Annotated in this window: 15 protein-coding genes; 10 read left to right on the forward strand and 5 right to left on the reverse strand. The window is 49.0% G+C overall.

Translation table 11 applies throughout. The annotated features are described in order from the left end of the window. Positions 1–61 precede the first annotated feature (61 nt). Together ACOMG9_RS18705 and ppc are read right to left on the reverse strand one after the other, a co-directional pair. Positions 62–1,186, reverse strand: a complete 1,125-nt coding sequence (locus ACOMG9_RS18705) for a beta-ketoacyl-ACP synthase III (protein WP_448218005.1) — start codon at positions 1,184–1,186, stop codon at positions 62–64. Positions 1,187–1,394: 208 nt separating this feature from the next. Beyond that, complete coding sequence (gene ppc, locus ACOMG9_RS18710; protein WP_448218006.1) at positions 1,395–4,028, reverse strand: phosphoenolpyruvate carboxylase; 2,634 nt, start codon at positions 4,026–4,028, stop codon at positions 1,395–1,397. A gap of 412 nt (positions 4,029–4,440) precedes the next feature. Between ppc and ACOMG9_RS18715 the strand changes: the two genes are divergently transcribed. The 4 genes from ACOMG9_RS18715 to ACOMG9_RS18730 all read left to right on the forward strand — a co-directional run bounded on the left by ACOMG9_RS18715 (position 4,441) and on the right by ACOMG9_RS18730 (position 7,630). Then, on the forward strand, positions 4,441–4,725 hold the full coding sequence (locus ACOMG9_RS18715; protein ID WP_494529232.1) for a DUF406 family protein: 285 nt from the start codon (positions 4,441–4,443) through the stop codon (positions 4,723–4,725). 19 nt (positions 4,726–4,744) lie between these two features. After that, positions 4,745–5,365 carry an alpha-ketoglutarate-dependent dioxygenase AlkB family protein gene (locus tag ACOMG9_RS18720; RefSeq protein ID WP_422134924.1) on the forward strand — a complete coding sequence of 207 codons (621 nt, stop codon included), beginning with the start codon at positions 4,745–4,747 and terminating at the stop codon, positions 5,363–5,365. Next, the gene (locus ACOMG9_RS18725) at positions 5,337–5,948 is read left to right on the forward strand and encodes a tRNA-uridine aminocarboxypropyltransferase (protein ID WP_422134925.1); all 612 of its coding nucleotides are present in this window, start codon (positions 5,337–5,339) and stop codon (positions 5,946–5,948) included. Before ACOMG9_RS18720 ends, ACOMG9_RS18725 begins: the two co-directional genes overlap by 29 nt. A gap of 224 nt (positions 5,949–6,172) precedes the next feature. Further along, positions 6,173–7,630 (forward strand): ArnT family glycosyltransferase, encoded by a 1,458-nt coding sequence (locus ACOMG9_RS18730; RefSeq protein WP_448218008.1) that lies wholly within the window; start codon positions 6,173–6,175, stop codon positions 7,628–7,630. Here the strand turns inward: ACOMG9_RS18730 and ACOMG9_RS18735 are convergent. Next, entirely contained in the window at positions 7,557–8,111 is a 555-nt protein-coding gene (locus ACOMG9_RS18735) for a thioredoxin family protein (protein WP_494529233.1), read from the reverse strand. The two genes, ACOMG9_RS18730 and ACOMG9_RS18735, sit on opposite strands and share 74 nt — an antisense overlap. Positions 8,112–8,213: 102 nt before the next feature. Here ACOMG9_RS18735 and ACOMG9_RS18740 point away from each other — a divergent pair, with 102 nt between their 5' ends. Then, positions 8,214–8,816 carry a TetR/AcrR family transcriptional regulator gene (locus ACOMG9_RS18740; protein ID WP_448218009.1) on the forward strand — a complete coding sequence of 201 codons (603 nt, stop codon included), beginning with the start codon at positions 8,214–8,216 and terminating at the stop codon, positions 8,814–8,816. 124 nt (positions 8,817–8,940) lie between these two features. On the opposite strand, the gene ACOMG9_RS18745 is transcribed toward ACOMG9_RS18740, so the two are convergent. Further along, entirely contained in the window at positions 8,941–12,471 is a 3,531-nt protein-coding gene (locus ACOMG9_RS18745; RefSeq protein WP_448218010.1) for an AAA family ATPase, read from the reverse strand. Positions 12,472–12,904: 433 nt separating this feature from the next. On the opposite strand from ACOMG9_RS18745, the gene ACOMG9_RS18750 reads away from it, so the two are divergent. The 3 genes from ACOMG9_RS18750 to ACOMG9_RS18760 all read left to right on the forward strand — a co-directional run bounded on the left by ACOMG9_RS18750 (position 12,905) and on the right by ACOMG9_RS18760 (position 16,255). Beyond that, entirely contained in the window at positions 12,905–13,903 is a 999-nt protein-coding gene (locus ACOMG9_RS18750) for a nucleoid-associated protein (RefSeq protein WP_422134930.1), read from the forward strand. Between the two features lie 127 nt (positions 13,904–14,030). After that, positions 14,031–15,044 (forward strand): IS110 family RNA-guided transposase, encoded by a 1,014-nt coding sequence (locus ACOMG9_RS18755; RefSeq protein WP_448215063.1) that lies wholly within the window; start codon positions 14,031–14,033, stop codon positions 15,042–15,044. Positions 15,045–15,463: 419 nt separating this feature from the next. Then, positions 15,464–16,255, forward strand: coding sequence for a hypothetical protein (locus ACOMG9_RS18760; RefSeq protein ID WP_494529234.1), 792 nt, complete (start codon positions 15,464–15,466; stop codon positions 16,253–16,255). Here the strand turns inward: ACOMG9_RS18760 and ACOMG9_RS18765 are convergent. Continuing rightward, on the reverse strand, positions 16,221–16,913 hold the full coding sequence (locus ACOMG9_RS18765; RefSeq protein ID WP_422134932.1) for an SAM-dependent methyltransferase: 693 nt from the start codon (positions 16,911–16,913) through the stop codon (positions 16,221–16,223). The genes ACOMG9_RS18760 and ACOMG9_RS18765 overlap by 35 nt on opposite strands. A 197-nt stretch (positions 16,914–17,110) precedes the next feature. Here ACOMG9_RS18765 and ACOMG9_RS18770 point away from each other — a divergent pair, with 197 nt between their 5' ends. Both ACOMG9_RS18770 and ACOMG9_RS18775 read left to right on the forward strand, forming a co-directional pair. Beyond that, positions 17,111–17,296: a DUF3094 family protein gene (locus ACOMG9_RS18770; RefSeq protein ID WP_422134933.1), complete on the forward strand. Its 186-nt coding sequence runs from the start codon at positions 17,111–17,113 to the stop codon at positions 17,294–17,296. 128 nt (positions 17,297–17,424) lie between these two features. Further along, the gene (locus tag ACOMG9_RS18775; protein WP_494529235.1) at positions 17,425–18,744 is read left to right on the forward strand and encodes an NAD(P)/FAD-dependent oxidoreductase; all 1,320 of its coding nucleotides are present in this window, start codon (positions 17,425–17,427) and stop codon (positions 18,742–18,744) included. Positions 18,745–18,767 lie beyond the last annotated feature (23 nt).

An 18,767-nucleotide genomic window follows, 5' to 3' on the forward strand; every position in this document is an offset into this window, starting at 1 on the left:
TGCCCACTCATCGCACTATTTCGCAGTGGAGTCGACCAGCCGCCTATTCAACGAAAGGCTCTCAGCGTTTTCTGACGACAATACTGCCAATAGAGTAACCCGCTCCGAAAGAACAGATAACACCACAACTACCCGCTTCCAGATCTGCTGAATACTTATGGAAAGCAATGATTGATCCTGCAGAACTGGTGTTAGCGTACTCATCCAAAATAACCGGCGCTTCTGCCGGAGTCGCTTCACGGCCTAATACCCTGCGTGAAATCAGCTGATTCATGCTCAGGTTCGCCTGGTGTAGCCAAAGACGAGAGAGTTTCTCAGACGTCAGTCTCAACTCATCCAGGTGACTTGAAATGATCTCTGCCACTTTAGGACAGACCTCCTTGAAAACCTTGCGACCGTTTTGCACAAACAGCTTATCGGGTTGTCCAATACCGGACTCATCAGCACGATTCAGGAACCCAAAATTATTACGGATATTATTGGAAAACTGAGTCCAGGCTCTGGTACCCAGAATTTCAAAGCCTTTCTCATTACTGGCAACACTTTCCGCTTCAACTACAACAGCTGTCGAAGCATCTCCGAAAATAAAGTGGCTGTCCCGATCACGGAAATTCAAATGAGCAGAAGTGATCTCGGGACTGATCACCAGAACCCTCTGCGCATTACCGGACAGAATGGCATCCGTTGCCGCTTTGATACCAAAAGTCGCAGAAGAACAGGCCACATTCATATCGTAGGCGTAGCCAGATGCTCCCAAGTAGTACTGCACCTCAACGGCAATGGCAGGATAAGCCCTTTGCAGGTTGGAGCAAGCCACAATGACCAGATCTATCTCTTCCGGCCTCACTCGTGCCTGGGAAAGCGCATCTCTGGCAGCATGTAATGCCATTTCACACTGAACAGAGATTTCTTCGTCATCCCTCTCGGGTAGCTGGGGTACCATACGATCAGGATCAAGAACACCTTCACGATCCATGACATAACGACTTTTAATGCCCGAAGCTTTTTCTATAAAGGCACTGTTACTCAATGGCAGGGGGTCTTTTTCACCGGCAGCGATTGCCTGCTGGTGTTTGTCATTCTCTTTCTGAGCCCAGGTATTGTAGCTCGTGACCAGCTCATCATTGCTGATAGAACTGGTCGGGGTGTATAGCCCCGTTCCTGTGATAATTGCAGCGACAGCCATGCTTGTTCCGATCACCTTATCTTGACGTGCTCCGTGATCCTATATCATGCACCATGGTAATAAAACCTTAAAATTTCACCCCGGATATCATTGTACGTCAGCCACATTGAAGACTGACCGGGTGGAGACTCTCCTGCGACTCCTGCCTTTGCTGGAGCATTGGAACGAGTTACAGGAGACAAACACATTGACTCTGACAATAAGCCAGTTAGCCGGTATTACGCATACCTGCAGCAATACCAACAACAGTAATCATCAAGGCCTGTTCCAGATTTTCACAAACCTTCCCTTCTTCTGAATGTCGAACGCGGTAGAGTAACTCTGCCTGAAGCACATTCAGAGGGTCAGTATATGGATTACGCAAAGCGATAGCCTGCTTATTCTGAGGATGGTTAGACATCAACTCTTCCCCGCTTTTAAGCTCCAGCAGTGCCTGAACTGCAGTTTTCAACTGCTCTCGCAGACTTTCTCCCAGATGCTGTAGCTCGGTCGGTACCAACCGCTCTTCATAGTATTCAGCCAGATTCGAATCGGTCTTCATAAAGACCATCTCCAGCATTTCCAGCCGCGCCTTGAAGAAGGGCCATTGACTGATCATCTCTTCCAGAGTTTCTTTCTGGCCGTTTTCCAAAGCATTTCTTAAGGCGGCACCACACCCAAGCCAGGTGGGCAGCATGAGACGAATCTGGGTCCAGGCGAATATCCATGGAATCGCCCGCAGACTTTCCACGCCACCATTGGGCTTGCGCTTTGCAGGTCTTGAACCCAGGGGTAACTTGGCCAATTCCTGTTCTGGCGTCACCGCACGAAAATAGGGAACAAAATCAGGCTCATCCCGGACCATACCCCGGTATATTTGCAGGGAATCTCTGGCCAGCTGATCCATCATATCCCGCCAGCTTTGCTCTGGCACAGGCGGGGGCAGCAGGGTTGCTTCCAGCGTGGCGCTTGCATAGAGCATCAGACTGTTAATGGCCACATCAGGGAAACCAAACTTGAAACGGATCATTTCTCCCTGTTCAGTGACTCGCAGATTATTGTTCACCGAGCCCGGTGGCTGGGAGAGAATCGCCGCATGGGCAGGGCCACCACCACGACCGATGGTACCACCACGACCGTGGAACAGTGTCAGCCCGACATTATTTTTACGACAGACCTCCGTCACCTCTTCCATGGCCCGATACTGAGCCCAGGCTGCTGCCATCCAGCCAGCATCCTTGGCAGAGTCGGAATAACCGATCATCACCATCTGACCGCCATGGCAATAACCACGATACCAGGGCAATGACAATAGAGAGCTGATACACTCACTGGCACCATCCAGCGCGTCAAGTGTTTCAAACAGAGGAGCAATAGGCATTGCAAAGCCAACGCCACACTCCTTCAGCAACAGCGCTACAGACAAGACATCGGATGGTTTGTAGGCCATGGAAATGACATATGCGCCTAATGCCTGCTGACCTTCTCTGGCAATAGCACGACAGGTGGCAAGGACTTCAGCGACATCTTTGGAAGGCTGCCATTCTACCGGAATCATGGGCCTGGGATTCTGCAGCTCTTTCAGTAAAAAGGTCTGCTTTTCCTGTTCATCCCAGCTCTGGTAATCACCAATCCCCAGAGCTCTGGTTAACTCACTGATCGCCTGAGTATGTCGGCTCGCTTCCTGACGAATATCCAAACGTATCAGGGTGAGACCAAAGCTGTGAGCACGACGGATCATGTCCAATAGCGGACCATCGGCAATGACGCCCAGACCCACTTCATGCAAGGAGTGGTAGCAAAGCTCCAGAGGCTCAACAAGATCTTTATGCTCCAGAAGCACTTCAGAAGAACGGGATTTGTCGACCAGTGCATATTCGCACCAGGTTCGGGCCTCTCTGAGACGCTCTCTGAGCTGTCTGAGAACGACCCGATAGGGCTCTCGACAATCCCCCAGTTTCTGCTTCATTTCTTCACTGCATTCCGTCATGGAGAGCTCTCCAATCAGGGGGTTCAGATCCCTGAGGTACAAATCCGCAGCCATCCAGCGACTCAATAAAAGCACTTCCCGGGTCACCTCAGCGGTGACGAATGGATTTCCATCCCGGTCTCCTCCCATCCAGGAAGAAAAGCGCACCGGTACAGCATCCAGCGGCAGACCAATATCGGTATGTTCCCTGAGCCGCTCATCTATAGCACGAACAAAATCAGGCACCGCATTCCATAGAGAGTGCTCAATGGTGGCAAATCCACCCTTGGCTTCATCAACAGGTGATGGTCGCTTCATCCTGAATTCATAAGTGTGCCAGGCCTGAGCTATCAATTGACGAAGCCGGTCTTCAAGACGGGCTCGCTCCCTGAAGCTCAGACGGCTGCTTTCCAGCTTGCTGAGACACTCAAAAATCGATTCATGTTTCTGGATCAGGGTTCTGCGGGAAACTTCGGTGGGGTGAGCGGTCAGTACCAGCTCCATATCAAGGCTGGCAACACTGTCTGCGATTTGCTCCTGGCTGAACCCCTGATTTCTGAGCCTCGCCATCAGCTCATCAAAGTGATCCGGAACACAGAACGTTTCGCCATGGCTAACAGCAATACTGTCATATTGTTCGGCCAGGTTAGCCAGATTAAGAAAATGACTGAACGCCCGTGTAACGGGCACCAGGTCGTCATCAGAAAGGTTTTTCAGTTGATCCAGTAAAACTTCCCGATCATCCTCACTGCCTGCTCTTGCAGCCTTGGAAAGCTGACGAATGCTTTCAATACGATTGAAAAAAACCTCGCCATGATGTTCCTTTATAGTCTGACCCAACAGTGTTCCCAGCAGGTTCACGTTGCGACGCAAATTCGCCTTACTGTCTGTCATAGATTTAACTTCCCGGGTTTCTACCGTGAAATTGCTTTCACTCTGGCACTTTGTTCATGGCTAAAAGCACGATCACCTTGTTCTGATGCAGGAATACCGGAAACTTTTGAACCAAAGTACCGTTTTCATCCCTCATTTTGATGACGTACAACTTCGAGAATTACTGAGCCTATACCATAAAATCCGAATAAAAAAGCCTTCACAAACACGCACCAAGACGCACAAACAAGTACAGGACACACAAAACATGGACATGCTCGATTTCAGAAGGATTTCGAAGAAAAAAAACTGCCCGGCCACGGAAAAACTATCGCAGAAACAGCTATTATTTCTGGCGTATCCCCATAGATCTTGTAATATGTTTATCTCATGATGAATGAGGTAGATTTACTTGCTTTCAAGAGGTATCAGCATGAAAGAAAAAGCCCCCTTTGAGTGCAACACCTGCAATACGGTAGAGGTCGGTACCCTGATCCGCGACGATGATACCTGGGTTACTGTGGAAATTCGTGGTGACAAGGCAGTTTCTGCCCAGGAAAAGCTCAACAAGATAGAGCAGCGAGCTCTTTCAGTCGGATCAGGCAACTGCAAGATTCAGTCAGAAACCATTCAGGAAAACGGTATCACGGTGATCAAGGCGATGCTCGACTTTGACTGTACTGCAGAAAAGCTGATCTTTGAAATGTCTCTGCGATAACAGCTCCCAGTCTACGGATTTGCGTTCAATCAACATTCATGCTCCCGATGCCGAGCTGTCTTTCTGGCCAGATCTGATCACACAACAAGATTGTGAATCCTATTACCAGCAACTTCTGTCTGGCACCCGGTGGCGTCAGGATACAATCACAATTTTCGGAAAAACATTGGATTTACCTCGATTACAAGCCTGGTATGCTGATGAGGGAATGACTTACAGCTACTCTGGCCTGACACTCACTCCAGAGCCATGGACACCGGTGTTGCTGGCGATAAAAAAAGTGGTCGAACACACCTGTCACTCTTCATTCAACTCGGTTCTGCTCAACCTGTATCGTGATGGCAATGACAGTAACGGCTGGCATTCTGACGATGAGGCAGAACTTGGAGAACAGCCTGTTATTGCCTCACTGAGTCTGGGCCAGGAAAGACGTTTTCGACTGAAACACAAAGAGGCCAGTTCAAGGGGTATCCAACCCTTGTCACTGGATTTACCTTCTGGCTCACTGCTGGTGATGTCAGGCTCAACCCAGCGCTGCTGGCAGCATTGTCTTCCCAAAACATCCAGAACCGTTTTACCCCGCATCAATCTCACTTTCAGGAATGTCATTTATGGCCCGAGCCAAATGCCCGCGCTGTGAGCGTCCTCTTCGATTCTGCATTTGCCAGCATTTACAACCCGAGCAGGCCTGCTGTGAACTACTGATCCTGCAGCACCCCGATGAGGTCAAACATCCGCTGAATACCGCCCGGATCGCCAGACTGGGCATTGAGAACTGCAAGGTTCTCGCAGGAGAGGACTTCTCCGAAAACCCACACCTCAAGATCCTTCTGGAGAACAAAAAAAGCTGCTTACTTTTTCCGGGCGAAGAGGCTTTCCAACCTTCTGAATATCAGAAAATCCATGGCCTGCCTGATGTTTGTATTCTGCTGGACGGTACCTGGAGAAAAGCCAGAAAGATACTTCATCTCAACCCTCAACTTCGGTCTCTGCCACGGATATCCCTGCCAGAAAATCTGGAGTCCCGCTACCGAATTCGCAAATCCCCTCATCAATCAGCCCTTTCTACTATTGAGGCTACGGTATGTCTTATGCGAGAGTTTTCAGGAGACCCAATGGTTCACCAAAACTGCCTGGACAGCTTCCAGACCATGATCGACCGACAGATCCTGGCCATGGGGCGAGATGTCTACGAAAAAAATTATAGAAACCGATCGAAATGAACTACTTTGATCAGGCGCTACGCTGATTTGGGTCCCGATTAGCGTCCCAGTGATATTAATTAGGGACTGGGCTTTTTTTCAGTATGCGAATAACATGGGTCCGAGGCTTTTTTGCTTTATGTTTGCTATCAATGAATCGGCCGAAGCAATACGAAGTAATGGAATAGCAACATTCATAACCTTGTGCATTTCCACAGCAACCAGAGACAGAGTGCAAAATAATAATGACTGACGCCTCCCTGAAAACCTCTTCCCGCTGGCTCTGGGTGTACCTTCTGATTCTGTTCGCCATTCTGATCCGGCTCCTCTCCCTTGGCCTATATCCTCTGATGGATACTTCAGAAGCCCGATACGGTGAGATCGTCAGACTGATGGTCGAGACCAATGACTGGATCATTCCATATTTTGATTATGGTGTCCCGTTCCTCGGTAAACCACCCCTGTTTATCTGGCTTTCAGCCATAAGCTTCAAGTTATTCGGAATCAATGAATTTGCCGCCCGCTTACCTTCTCTGGTTTGTAGTCTGGGCACCCTGGCATTGGTCTGGAAGCTGGCCCATTTTCAAATGGGGGTACAAAAGGCAAAAATTTCGGTACTGTTCCTGGTCACCTCCGCCATGTTTCTCGTTCTTTCCGGTGCCCTGCTGGCCGACCCGGTCATGACCCTGACGACCACTCTGATACTCGGCAGTTTCTGGATGGGCTGGCAGAGTCACAACGAATCTGAAGCACTTCGGTGGCAATATTTGTTTTTTGCCGGTTGCGGCTTGGCACTGCTGGCAAAAGGGCTCGCTGCAGTGGTTCTGGCGGGTGGTCCGATTTTCTTATGGTGCCTTCCTAAAGGCAGATTGATAACGCTGTGGCATAAATTTCCCTGGATCAAAGGCACTATTCTGTCAGCAGCCATTGCCCTTCCCTGGTATATCAGCGCCGAGATACGCAACCCCGGTCTTCTGGAATACATGTTTATTGGCGAACATTTTTCCCGCTATCTGGATTCCGGCTGGCAGGGTGATGAATACGGCAATGCCCATGTCCACGCTCTGGGAGCCATCTGGGGCTACCTGCTGGCTGGAGGCTTTCCCTGGACATTCGTGTTACTCGGAGTTGCCATCAGACAAGTCTGGAAATTCTGGCAAAAGAAGCCCACTCTCAAGTTAACTGAATGGGATTATTTCCTGCTCTGCTGGCTGTTGTTTCTGCCCCTGTTTTTCACTTTCACTACCAATCTGATCTGGACTTACACGCTCCCTGTGATGCCTGCCCTGGCAATGATTATTGCACGACTGTTCGGGGAGAGCTGGTCCAACCACTCTGGTAAGCTTATCACTCTGGCAACCCTGACACCTCTGTTGATGATTGCTACTATCATGGTCATGATGAACGACGGTGGTAAAAAATCACAAAAGTACCTAATCGCCAACATGATGACACACCCTAATGAACAGCCTGGTCGCCTTATTTACTTTATGAAGCGTCCGTTCTCGGCTCGCTTTTATTCCCAAGGTCAGGCCCTGCTGGCCTCCAGTGAAGAGGAGATCTTCGATCAATTACACAGGGATCGCAGGGACTTTCTGGCCACTCGCGACGGCAACATCAATAAGCTGTCTACCCCGCTGAAAGATCGCTTCGAAAAAGTATCCAAATACAGAAACTGGACCCTCTGGGTTGAGAAAAAATAGCCAGCACTGAGTCCATGGCAGACTTTAAATCAGCCCCGGTCACAGGCTTGTCATTACCAGGACGAGAGTGATCAAACTGACCACGATAGACACACCTCAGTTCGGCATCAAAGAGAAAAAAATCAGGTGTACAGGCCGCATCGTAGGCTTTCGCCACCGACTGACTTTCATCATACAGATAGGGAAACGGATAAGATTTTAATGCCATCTTGTCAGGAGCATCCTCGGGATAGGTCCTGGCATCATTAGCACTGATAGCCACTATGCCAAGATCTCGATCAGCATAATCCTTACCCAACTCTACCAGCGCATCTTCAATGTGAATCACATAAGGGCAGTGATTACAGATAAACATCACCAGAACGCCCTTCTCCTTTCTTACTTCCTGCAGGGAGACGGACTGTCCTGATGAAGGATCAGGCAATTTAAAATCAGGGGCAGACGAGCCCAGTTCAACCATATTCGACGGGGTCAGTGCCATTCCGGTATTCTCCAGCTTATATCCCACAATAGGTGCTAATCCATTGTGGGAGTTGTCGGGAACAGAAAACTGCTGCTACATTGGAAGTTCGAAAATCAAATTATGTCACTTATGGGCAGGCATACCTCTTTTAATAAAGACAAGGCGCTGGATAACGCACTTGCTCTCTTCTGGTCTCGGGGATTCTCGGCTTCTTCGCTCAGACAGCTGGAAGAAGCTACCGATCTGCACCCTGGGAGCCTGTATCATCATTTTAAAAACAAAGAAGGCTTATACCTGCACGTCTTAAAGTATTACATTGAACACTACCTGCAGTTAAGAATCCAAAAGTATCTCGGTTCAGGGCCTCCCCTTGAAGGTTTACGCCGATTTTTGACAGCGGGCTATCGTCATCCCCGCAACGTGCAATACCAGAACTGCTGCTTTCTGGCCTGTACCAGTACAGAGCTGCACCTATTGCCAGATCAAGCTGCTGAGCTGGTCAGACAGGCTGTGAACTCGATCCAGCAGGCATTAATGGCCCAGATACTCAGGGGGACTGAAAAAAACCTGATTGCCCCCTGCCTGAGCAGCGCGGAAGCAGCCAGAGAGCTCACCAGCTTCTTTCTGGGCCTTCAGTTAATGGCCAGAATCAGCCCCAATCAGCATCAGTTAGATTTGCTGGTAAAGCACAGTCTTGAGCATATTCTGAATCCCAAAACATGATTGGGAAGAAGGCACCACTATGGCAACGAATAACCAGAGTGGCACAAGGAGAAAAGCAAAAGGTTCAACCAGAAAAAACCTGAAGCACCCAGCTTCAGGTTTTTTCACTATGAACGCTTATTTATTATTTATACAAGTCGTCATCATCATAGTCTTCATATAAGTTTGCTGCTCCTTGTGGCACTCCTGCTGCTCCAGATGACACTGATGCAGAGGGGGGTGTATCCCGAAAACGGAATTCAGTTCCGGCCTGACTTGACCGCTTGTGAAAATCTTCATAACGGCGAATTTCTCCATCCCCGACACTGCGCCTCGCTGTGCGCATGGCTTGCTCAAAATGACTGCGCGTTAACATGTAACTCTCAAGGGACTCTTCAACGTCCATTGCTTCACTTTGAGCTTCCACTGGGCTACGACTGCGAATGTACTCCCTGATAGCCTGTTGTATTGCTGTCTGGCAGATTTCGTTAATATCAGCTCCGGAGAAACCCTTGGTTATGCCAGCCAGCTGCTTTAAATCAACATCATCCTGTATTGGGGTGTTACGCAGGACAGCTTCGAAAATATGCAACCGGCTTTCATAATCTGGCAGTGGAATGTAGATATGCTTGTCAAAACGGCCTGGTCGCATAAGAGCTTTGTCAAGAATATCGGGTCTGTTGGTGGCGGCGATGATGTAAATGTTATTCCGTTCAGCTATACCATCAATCTCGATTAACAGTTGGTTCAGGACGCGATCGCTTGCGCCATTGGCGTCACCTAATGAAGATCCCCTGGAGGACGCCAGAGAATCAATTTCATCAAAAAACAGGATGCAGGGTGCTGCCTGCCTGGCTTTGTCAAAAAGGTCACGTACATTATGCTCTGATTCGCCAAACCACATAGTCAACAACTCTGGCCCTCTTATGGCAATAAAGTTAGCCTGGCAATCGTTGGCCAAAGCTTTGGCTAACTGTGTTTTGCCACAACCAGGGGGACCATAAAGAAGTACACCACGTGCCAGTTTCTGACCAAAATGCTTCAACAGCTCGGGCCATTCAAGGGGGTAGCGAACCATTTCCAGCAATTCCTTTTTGACATCCATCATGCCGCCGATGTCTTCCCAGGTCACAGAGGGTATCTCGACAAAGGTTTCTCTGAGAGCTGACGGGTTGGAGGATTTGAGAGCCTGATCAAAATGAGCCTGGGTGATTTCCAGACTATCTAACAACTCGGCATCAACGTTCTGTTCATCATCGAGGGTGCTAATGTCTATTTTTTCCCTTATACAGAGCATTGCGGCATTGGTGATAAGCTGCGTGATGTCAGCGCCGGTGAACCCATGGCAGACTTTTGCAATCTTTTCCAAATCCACGTCGTCGGACAGTTTTTTGTCTCTGGTATGAACCTGAAGGATTTCCAGACGACCGGTTTCGTCAGGAACGCCGATATGAATCTCTTTATCAAAGCGGCCAAAACGACGCAGTGCCTGATCAATCGAATTGACTCTGTTTGTGGCGGCCAGAATCATAATCTGCCGCCTGGACTGCAAACCGTCCATAAGGGTAAGCAATTGACCGACAACGCGCCGCTCTACTTCACCCGGGGTTTTGTCACGCTTTGGGGCTATCGAATCAATTTCATCAATAAAAATAATGGCAGGGCTGTTTTTTTCAGCTTCTTCAAAAGCCCTTCTCAGATTGGATTCTGACTCACCGGCCATTTTGCCCATTATCTCCGGGCCGTTAATCAGAAAGAGGAAGGCGCCACTCTCGTTGGCAACAGCCCGGGCAATCAGTGTTTTTCCATTCCCCGGTGGTCCACTCAGTAGTATTCCTTTTGGAGGACTGACATTCAGGGTATTGAAAAGTTGTGGGTATCGCATTGGCAGCTCAATAATTTCGCGTATTGTTTGAATCTGTGGTCTGAGCCCACCAATATCATCATAACCAACATCCGCAATTGAAGACGCATCCTGCCGCTCGACGGGTTCGCCTTCACAGTGAACAGTTGTGTCCTGAACAACTATGCACCCACCTTCCGGGTCTGTTTCCATCACCCGGAAATGAACGGTTCGCAAGCCAGCACTTATAGGAATAACGTCGTTTTTACTGACAGGTCGAAACGCTTCAAGAAAAAATGGCTTCAAAAACACATCAAACAAGTTGCCGGTTATACCTTCAAGGCTATCTTTTATTGGCAATATACCCACTCGTTTACCATAGGGCAGCATAGGGAGGTGGGAGACTTTGACGATATCGCCTAACCTCACCTTAAGGTTGTTACGGACTGCCCTGTGCATCCTGATACAGCCAGATGGCTGATTTGCATCCGATATAGCAACAGCTATAGTGGTTTTTCTTACTTTGCCGGTTAGCAGGACACAGTCTCCACGATAAATTTGTAACCCAGCCATTTCATCTTCTGACATTGTAACTACGGAGTACTCATCACTGGGACTCTCATCAACCAAAAGCCGTCTGAAAATTGCCTTACGTGCTGGAGCCGAGGCAGGAGCGGGCGGGGCAGGAAACTGCTGTTCCGACATGCTTCCCTCGCCAGGGTCTCCGCCGCCATGAGGGGACTGGCTGACGGGCCCCGGAGATCTTTCTGCTGGCTCGTCAGGTAAATTTTCGAGAGGTTCGTAGGGAGGAGAAGCTCCTGGACCCCGTGGCACCTTACGAACTCGCCAGTGCCACTGATGCCAGCCACCTCCGGCAGCCAGTCTGGGGCCAAAGTACTCTGGATAAAGGTATTCAAGCCAGCTCTGGAAGTGCATTGACAGTAGCCGCTGGTATTCTTCCTTACTGATGTAATGAACCTGCTTGTTCTCATCCAGCCTGTAAAAGACGTTACCATTATGATCAACCGCTCTGGTGGCCGCTACCTGTCCACTGGCCGGAATCAGTGCTGGATTCTGGTCACTCCAGGGGGGTGTATCTTCGAATAATGGGGCAATAGTTTCTGACAGGTCCAGAATCCATCCACTTCCATCATCCAGGCCCCAGCTCAGACAGGGTTCATCATCGCAATTCCCGGGAATAAGATTGATTGTCGTTTTAGTATCCCGTGTTATGTCACCTATTGATCCAGGAGGCCCGGGCAGGAAATCGCCATTTTGACCGGGAACAGGTTGACCCGGCTTCCATTGTAAACTCGTGTCAGGGACTGATATGTGGACTGGCACACCTTCATCACCGACCTTCACCTGTGTCTGTTCAGGGTAGGGTTCTGGTCTGCTTTTGCCGGGTAAAAGCCAGGTCCATTGATCCGGGTCTCTCCGGTCGGGGGCCAATGTCATATCCAGCTCCCCTGGCAGCGGCAGGCAGCCCGACTTGTAAGCAAGGAGGGGGTCTTCAGGCTCGATGCAAAAGGATGGTTCAGTCCCGGCTTTCTGATGGGTGCCAGAATGAGAAAAACGATTGAAGTAGGTATGGTATGCAAGAGGGAGTAAGAGGATAGGCAGTGAAATACCGGATGGATTATAAATGCCCGGAGCGGTAATGGCATACCCCGTCGACACGAGTGTCCCGCTCTGCCCGGAAAAGGTTTTGACAGGTGTCACCAGAAACGAAATGCCAAGAAATATTAGCGGCAATTTGATATCGATGCCGCTCAGATGAAGGTTGTCTGATCGCCGGGAGATAGTGAACACGGACAGAATAAAATAGAACATAACCTATTACTTATATCATCCTGTGTAGGGCTCAGGCCCACTGACTGGCCTTTGCCGTTTGTACAAGGCTCTATATATAGCACCGCACTGGCTGGCGTGCCATGAACAGAGATGGCGGTAATCAATATTTGTATGAAATAGTCAATACAAGACTGATGTCGCTTGCTATGAATTACCCCGACGAGCCAAGGAATTAGCTCACTTCGGATAGCTATTTTACGAAACTGCAGCACGCCAAAATCGAGGGACAACTCATCTCCTTAAAATCAGCTCTGACAGTTTTACCATTAACAGGGTGAAAACGAAGGGTTTCTTGTGTATGTTTTGCCATAGCAGGCTCCGGTTTGCTTCTTCCGAAGCTTACTTTTGTTCGAACCTGCTCTAAGAAATTTTTGGGTTAGACGATCCTCACTGCGTTCAAGACTATTAACTTATGGCCATACAACAAATCATTGTCCACCAGCTGAAACAGGTCCCCGACAGTGACTCCCTGACTGCTGTTCCGGCAAATCACAGCCTGCCCCCCACTCCGGCCCTGGAAGCCATGCTGGACGACCTGATGCAAACTTACAACAAGAAACAGGACAAACAGTATGGCCAGTTCAACCCCGATGCCGAAAGCCCTTTCCCAACTGAACTGGGTGATTACCTGGCAGAAAAGATGGACTTTACAGCCCTGACCCGCAATACCCTGAACCAGCTTCTGGAAAAGCTCGATCAGGCCGGAGCACTGGGTGGGGGCTACCTGCTGTTTGCTGATTATCAGCAGGGCCTGACCCGATACTTCATGCTCTGCATGCTAACCAGTAATGTCAGCATAACTGTGACAGATGATCTTGCTATTCAGGATGTAGCCTATCTGGATACAGCCAGAATGCCACTGGCCTGCCGCATTAATATCACCGAATGGCAGGGTAACGAGAACAGTGGTCGTTATCTCTCATTCCTGCGTCCCCGCGGTGGCCGCCGTCTGAGCGATGTATTTCAGGAAGCTCTGGGCTGCAATGAAACCAGTAACAGCAAGGAAGAAGCTGACACACTGGTCAGTGCTGTAAAGGAGTACGCCAGGGAAGCGCCTTCTCTGGAAAATCACAAGGAAGTCAGCCGACAGGTCTACGACTTCTGCCAAACCAAAATGGATGATGGCGATGCCCTGACTCTGGATGAACTTACCGGCTATCTGAGTGAAGCGGGCTCCGATGATTTTGCCCGCTTCGTCAACACCCGCGACTACGACATGAGTCAACCTATGGCTCCGGAAAAACGCACTCTAACCAAACTGGTTAAGTATACCGGTCGCAGCAAAGGTCTTAACATTGCCTTTGATGCCGAGCTGCTCGGTACCCAGGTGGTGTACAACAAAGATCTGAATCAGCTCGTGATCAAGGAAGTTCCTGCCAAGCTCAAGGAACAGCTGGAAGGCAATAACTGACATCACAGTCGTATTTGCATGCTCTCATAAGCATTGACTAATGGGATGGTCCGCCCCTCCTAAACGGCTTCAAATGAGCCAAAATGGAGTTAACCATTTAAACAGGATTAACCGGAGCGAACCACCCATGACTATTTCAGTACTTGGTATCGATATTGGCAAGAACAACTTTCACCTGTTTGGTGTTGATGAGCAGGGTAGCAAAGTCATCAGAAAGAAGTCGTCCAGGAAGAACCTTCTAGAGTACGTGGCAAATCTGGAGCCATGCATTATCGCTATGGAAGCTTGTGGTGGTGCTCACTATTTGGCTCGGTTATTCAAGAACTATGAGCATACTGTCAAGCTGATTTCACCTCAATTTGTCAAGCCTTATGTCAAGACCAACAAAAATGACTACAACGATGCTGAAGCGATTGCAGAAGCAGCTTCACGGCCCAGCATGCGTTTTGTACCTGTTAAAACGTCAGAGCAGCAGGCCTGGCAACTTCTGCACCGCTATCGTCAACAAGCGGTTGATCAGAGAACTGCCCTGGTTAACCAGATCCGGGGGTCACTATTGGAAGAAGGTATTGTAGTTGCCCAGGGTATTGGTAAAGTTCGTGCACAGCTTCCACGAATTCTGGAAGATGCTGAAAATGGACTCCATTCGCTGACTCGTGAGCTGCTACATGGTTTATCAGAAGAGTTGGCCAGTCTTGACAAGCGTATTCAACAGTATGACCAGAAAATTCAGGAGCTAGCAAAAAACGACGACGAATGTCGTCGAATGATGACTATGCCGGGTATCGGAGCCATCACTGCCACAGCATTGAAGGCAGCCATTGGTGATGCGACGTATTTTAAATCTGGTCGACACCTTGCCGCATGGATGGGATTAGTTCCAAGACAGCATTCCACAGGCGGTAAGTCAGTCCTGCTGGGCATCAGTAAACGGGGTGATAAATACCTGCGCACATTATTGATACACGGCGCACGTTCGGTACTCCACTGCCTCAAAAATAAGGATGACCGCTGTAAAAAATGGGTTAGCCAACTTAATGAGCGCAGCAATCACAACGTTGCCGCCGTTGGTCTGGCTAATAAAATGGCTCGGATTGTCTGGGTCATCATGACCCGAAATGAAGTTTACAAGGCTGCATAATGAAGTAAAGGCGGCAGCGGCAAAGTAAAGCATAAGCTTAATCAAAGGGGACCCCCCCGCAGATTGCGATGAGCATGTACAGTTGATGGCAAACAGGTAAAAACCGGCAACCTGAAACCTGATAGGAGCCTTGACCCTTGAGGCCGTCGGACTGATAAGGCCAGGTTGCGCGGATACCCATCAGGGCCAGAGGGTTAGACCTCATGAATAGGCCGTATATATGATTGCAGTTATCTTTGTTTGCTAATTAACAAAACAGGCTCTTGCAAAACGGGGCGGACCATATAAGGCTCCTAGTATGGCTGTTCACTGTCTTTGAGGGCTGCAAATGTCGATAAGCTGCTTCTGGATTGTCAGGTTAAGTGACAGCCGGGATATCCGATACATAAGGGATGATTTAACTGTTTCCGGACCCCGCAATGTCTAAAGCTCAATTACTGACCACACTGCTTTTCCTTCTGACTTTTATGAACCAGGCTATGTCCTCAGAGTCGGCTGCCAAAAACAACAACCTGACCCCAGAGCACCTTTTGAAGCAGGAGTTATTGCTGAATCAGCTGATCGAAAATATTCACTTGCTCCAGATCGATTTTCTCAACAAGGACGCCAGAATGAAAATGCAGGACAATCTGGCTCTGCTGAACCAGAGCATCCCGGCCTTGCCGGAGAAGTCCAACGATCAGGAAACTTCGAAGTTGCTATCATCGACCCTGAGTCTATGGCCTATCATTAGCCGACACGCCGCCTGGATGGCTGATTTGCCCGCTCACTCCCGTCCCCCTGAGGCCACTACACTGCTTCTGGCCTTGGCCAGACTGGATAGAAAGTTATTGCTTCTCAGACAAGAAATCCTGACCAGCAAACCACACAAAAATGAAAAGCTCGATTTTCTTGAGCAGGCACTACTCATGCAACGCCTGTCCCGTCACTATCTCAGCCTGACTCTTTCCGAGTTAAATGAAGACAAGAGCGCTTCCGGTCGGCTTCAGCTGCAAACACTGGCTCGACATTTCGAACAGAAGTTGTCCAGGCTGGGTCAAGAATACGGCGACCACGCCCATGCGGCCAAACCGATCAAACAAGCTCAGGCGACATGGAATTTCATCAAGGTGGGATTAGAGCAATTTCCGGATAAACCGATTCCTGAAATGATCGCTCGCTATGGCAGCAGCGTCGTCAAACGCATGACTTCTGCACACAAGATGTTCTGACCTGCAAAAATATATCCGCTTCCCCCCATGGGAAGCGAGCAGAAAAGCGTTCACTCTGTTCAAAAATACCCGGTATGGGGCAATAATCCTGGAGCGGATAGCTGACAGAAATCACTTTACTCCCGGGTTTAAGGGCCAGCATTCTCAGCGTCAGGCATCGAATAGTGAGATCATCCAGATTGGATGCATAAAGATAAACGACCGTCGCCCCCGAAAGATCCGCCTCCAGATAATCCCCCTCAATAACGGTTAGTTTATCCAGCTTCATTCTACCACTGAGACGCCGGAGTCTCAGACAAAACGTGGGAATCTGCTCAATCGATGTCACTCGAACACCTGCAAAAGCAGCCATCCAGAGAGAGGTAAAACCGCTGCCTGCACCCAATTCAAAAACGTGGTCGCGGGACGTTAATCCAGACTTTTCACAGATATCATCAAGCACTGTTAAAGGTGTTTCACCGTAAAGATATAAATCATCTGACTTTTTCTTAATCAGGAAACGCTTACTGACCTGAAAAGGGCTGTCCAGCAGGTATCGAAGCTTCAACCCAAGATAGGCTTTGAGGAATGTGCGATGGGATGAGAAACGACGAAATACCCTGTATAGTTCGACCCACTCGAAATATTGAACTTTTAACGCCAATAAAAACAGTTTCACCCGCTGCGCCCAGTTTTCATACCGTTTAAACTAGATTGATCGAGAGCTTGAGCCCAGTCAACCGTGATTGATTGGTTAATTAGTACACAAGTTCAAATTATTTTAGGCTTTTCTCAGTCAAATTCAGGTTATCTATTGGCAGATTGACTGCTTAAATAGCATACTCTAATGTGCTGACCGAGGATACGGAGTGGCAAATGGAAAAAATCCAGACCCGTCTATACCCTGAAGATCAGGCCAAAGTTGACCGTTTTATCAGCACTGGGACCAATGCGACAGAGCGCAGCCGCTTCAGACCCTTAAAGCTGATGTTCTGGCTGAGCTTTTTGATTGTCATACTTGGTGTTCTCAGCCGTCTGATAGGCGTTTTTATCCTGGGCTGAGTCAGCCTGAATAGCTGTAGGGTGTGTTCTCAATCAGTTTTCCGCTCTTTCTAACCATAAAGCCAAGAAGAGAGCTGGGGATTTCAGACTGATTCAAAACACTCCTTTATAAAAATAGAGAGAATGAAGTGACTGACCAGCTGCATAAAATAGTAATTGTTGGAGGAGGTGCCGGAGGGCTCGGATTAGCCACCAAACTGGGAAAAAAACTGGGCAAGAAGAAGAAAGCCCGAATTACCCTGGTGGATGTTCGAAAAACGCATTTCTGGAAACCCCTTTTGCATGAAGTGGCCGCAGGCTCCCTGAATGCTTTTGAAGATGAGCTGAGCTATTTGGCTCAGGCCAAATGGAATCATTTCCACTTTCTACCCGGAAGAATGTGCGGTCTGGACCGGGATAATAAAACCATTACCCTCGCTCCTATTAACGACGAAGCCGGACAAGAGGTCGTTCCCGAGCGCAGCTTGGAGTACGATGACCTGGTCATCTGTTTGGGCAGCACCGCCAACGACTTTAATACACCAGGTGCAGTGGATCACTGCCTGTTTCTGGACAACCGGGAACAAGCAGAAAGAGTACATACAACGCTTCTGAATCATTACCTTCATGCCCAGGCTTCCCATGAGAAATCACCTGAGTTAAACATCGCCATCATTGGTGCCGGAGCGACAGGTGTGGAACTGGCAGCAGAACTTCACTACGCAGCCATAGAACTCGCCCGATATGGCCTGGACGCGATTCAGCCAAACAAAGTAAACATCACTGTCATAGAAGGCAGCGAACGAATACTGCCTGCCCTGCCCGTTCGTATCAGCAGCAGTGTTCACAAACAGCTGCAGAAAATGGGGATTGTTATACAAACCCATCAGCTGGTCAGTGAAATTACTGACAAAGGCCTGAATACAAAAAGCGGTGACTTTATCAACTCCGATCTCAGTATCTGGGCCGCAGGCATCAAAGCGCCAGCATTCTTGAAAGACATCGCCGGCCTTGAAACCAATCGAATTAACCAGCTAGTGGTCAGACCCACCCTGCAATCTACATTGGATGATCACATTTACGCACTGGGTGACTGCGCCAGCTGCACACTGACAAACAGTAACGGCGAACCGTTCACTATACCTCCAAGAGCCCAGGCTGCTCACCAGCAGGCTGAGTTGCTGACCAAGAGCCTGACAGGAAAAGTTCTGGAGGGTCAGGCACCTTTAACCTTTACCTACAAAGACTACGGTTCTCTGATCTCTCTGAGTCGTTTCAGTGCCGTAGGTAATTTGATGGGAGCCATCACAGGCGGCGATATGATGGTGGAAGGCAGGATGGCCAAGATGTTTTATATCAGCCTCTACCGAATGCATCAGGTAGCGCTGTTTGGACGATTGAGGACTGGAGCCCTGATTATCAAAGACTTTATCGGGAAAACGACACGCCCCCATCTAAAGCTGCATTGATTTATTTTTAGCATGCAAAAAAC

This window comes from Endozoicomonas sp. PH6C (genome assembly GCF_059322965.1).